Source organism: Oryzifoliimicrobium ureilyticum, from assembly GCF_037199735.1.
Classification (GTDB): domain Bacteria; phylum Pseudomonadota; class Alphaproteobacteria; order Rhizobiales; family Rhizobiaceae; genus Rhizobium; species Rhizobium ureilyticus.
Genome location: NZ_JBBBVQ010000057.1, coordinates 1 through 2,725 on the forward strand (window position 1 = coordinate 1; position 2,725 = coordinate 2,725).

Here is a 2,725-nt window from a genome sequence, read left to right on the forward strand (position 1 = left end):
AGCTCCAGCTGAAGTTTCGTAAACGTAAGGAGCCGTTCCGCCAGTTGCAGAAACTGTCTGACGATAGACTGTGCCTACCGGTCCAGTTGGTAGAGTTCCTGCCGCTGGCGTAAAGGCGAAGGTTGGCGGTGTAACGGTGACTGTCACCGTCGCAGCTGCACTGGTGCCAGCGGGGTTTGTTGCGGTGTAGGTGAAGCTGTCAATACCAGAATAGCCCGCAGCAGGCGTGTATGCGATTGACGTTCCTGAAACGACGGCGGTGCCGTGAGACGGATTTGATGCGACAGCAACCGATGCTACCGGGCCGCCGGTGATATTGAGCGTTATCAGATTTGCATGTGAGTTTGCGGCAATCGTGGAAGTGACCGGGTTAGCGACCGGTGCTTGAACGCCGATCGTCAGAGCGTATTGCGCAGTTCCTGTCGCGTTGTTCGCATCCTGCGCTTCGATGGTGAAGTTATAACTCCCGCTGGCACTGGGCGTCCCAGTGATGGCGCCGGTTGAAGCGTTCAGCGAAAGCCCGGCGGGCAATGCACCAGCGGAGACAGCGAAACTGTAAGGCGCTGTTCCATTGCCTGCTACAATCGTCTCACTATAACTAACGCCGGCTGTGCCGGATGGAAGTGTTCCGGCGGCTGGCGTGAAAGTTAAAGTTGGCGCGGTTACCGTGATCGTCGCCGTCGCAGCTGTACTTGTGCCAGCTGAATTGGTCGCGGTGTACGTGAAGCTGTCAGTGCCAGAATAGCCCGCTGCCGGCATGTAGGTTATTGTCACACCTGAGGCTGTCGCAATGCCGTGCGCGGCGTTGGACGCTACTGCAACGGAGGAGGCCGCACCGCCGGTGATGTTCAGTGCAATTGCCGTGGCTGAGGAATTTGCCGCGATCGTGGACGTAACCGCATTGGCAATCGGAGCCTGAATGGGCGGAGCGGGTATAACTGAATTTGACGCCGAAGAGGCACTCCCCGTCCCGATCGCGTTGGTTGCCGTCACAGTGAAGGTGTAGGCGGTACCGTTCGTGAGGCCCGTCACGGTGATGGGCGAGCCTGTGCTGGTACCCGTGAAACCGCCGGGGCTGGAAGTTGCGGTGTAGGCCGTGATCGCGGCGCCCCCGTTCGAAGCAGGTGGGGTGAAGCTGACCGTTGCCTGGCCATTCCCGGCCGTTGCCGTACCGATCGTCGGCGCGCCAGGGATCGTCGAAGGCGTCACCGCACTCGACGCCGAAGAGGCATTACCCGTCCCGATCGCGTTGGTTGCCGTCACATTAAACGTATAAGCGGTGCCGTTGGTAAGCCCAGCCACCACGATTGGTGAGGCGCTCCCAGTCCCCGTGAGACCACCTGGGCTGGAAGTCACGGTATAGTTGGAGATCGCAGAGCCGCCGTTCGAGGCAGGGGCTGTGAAAGCAACTAGAGCTTGGCCATTGCCGGCTGTCACCGATCCGATCGTTGGAGCGCCCGGGGTCGTTGCTGGAGTCACGGAATTCGACGCCGAGGAAGCGCTACCGGTACCGTTCGCGTTAGTGGCGGTCACTGTGAAGGTGTAAGCCGTGCCGTTCGTGAGCCCGGTGACCGTGATCGGCGAACCGCTGCCCGTGCCTGTGAAGCCGCCAGGGCTGGACGTCACCGTGTAGCCGGTAATCGCGGCGCCCCCGTTCGACGCCGGCGCCGTGAAGCTCACCGTCGCCTGGCCATTGCCGGCCGTTGCAGTGCCGATGGTCGGTGCGCCTGGTGCTGAAACTTGAGGGACGCTGGTGCAGGTGAACACCAGATTGCTGATCTGGCCATGAGATGTGGTTGCCCGAATAGCGATGCCATTAGCCTCAAGGCTCCCGGCCGGAACAGTCAAGGTTACGTCATGCGGCGTATTGCTAGTAGACGTTGAGGTATTGTAGGTCAGGCCATTGGAAAGATCATAGCGCGCCAAGCTCACGCTATCTCCATTCATTGGCGTCCCCTGAAAATTCGCACCACTATCTGTTACACGCAGAGTTAAAGTATCTCCGGGCAAGAAGTTTGAAGAGCTGTACTTATTGGTCGTGTAACTAAGAGATGAGGATCCAGAAAGTGCATTGATGGATGTACAGCCGCTCGACAATGCAAATGCCGAATCCAAATTAAAAAACATCGCGCATACAAATAGCAAAATGGAAGACGCTGATCTGATTAGCAGTTCACCAGCATTCGGAGAGCGCTGTTTGCACAGCCTGAACGAGGACGTGCCGGTAATCGCATCCAATGCCACAGGCAGCTCATCGCTCCGTGCGAGGAGACTGCATTTTCCCGGAGCATCTTGGCCAGGTTTGAAGAATGACGCCAATTGGCCAAAACGTCCCATTTTAGATCAAGTCCTTCAATTTCTCGTCATGCAGCTTCCATCGCTTCGGGTTACTATAATCATCCGTCGATTGCACGAACCTTGGTTAACAGAATAAAGCATTAATGAAGTTATTAAATGGTCGAGACTGGCGCGACGCGGCGTGTCTTCCGAGAGAAGGTGGTGTTCCTGCCACTCCTTTCGTGGGAGCGGTTCACCCACGAGAAAATCAAATGCAACGACCTTCTTGCGATCTGGCGTGAGGTCGCATTTGAACCGAAGCCCATACGGTAATCATCCCCGCAAACCATTGGGTTGAAAATTGGACTTCTCCGGCCTTTGATGCGTTTGGAGAACGACATGAAAAAATCGAGATTCACGGAAAGCCAGATTCTGGCGATTTTGAAGC

Annotated in this window: 2 protein-coding genes and 1 pseudogene; 1 reads left to right on the forward strand and 2 read right to left on the reverse strand. The window is 56.9% G+C overall.

The window, feature by feature from the left end:
* Nucleotides 1-1,947, reverse strand: a 1,947-nt coding sequence (locus tag VQ830_RS28520; protein ID WP_337271515.1) for a beta strand repeat-containing protein, incomplete at its 3' end; no start/stop codon positions are given.
* Between the two features lie 127 nt (nucleotides 1,948-2,074).
* Between VQ830_RS28520 and VQ830_RS28525 the strand changes: the two genes are divergently transcribed.
* The gene (locus VQ830_RS28525) at nucleotides 2,075-2,434 is read left to right on the forward strand and encodes a hypothetical protein (protein ID WP_337271516.1); all 360 of its coding nucleotides are present in this window, start codon (nucleotides 2,075-2,077) and stop codon (nucleotides 2,432-2,434) included.
* Here VQ830_RS28525 and VQ830_RS28945 read toward each other — a convergent pair.
* A pseudogene (locus tag VQ830_RS28945) lies at nucleotides 2,353-2,592 on the reverse strand (DUF930 domain-containing protein); the annotation flags it as partial. The gene VQ830_RS28525 and the pseudogene VQ830_RS28945 overlap by 82 nt on opposite strands.
* Nucleotides 2,593-2,725 lie beyond the last annotated feature (133 nt).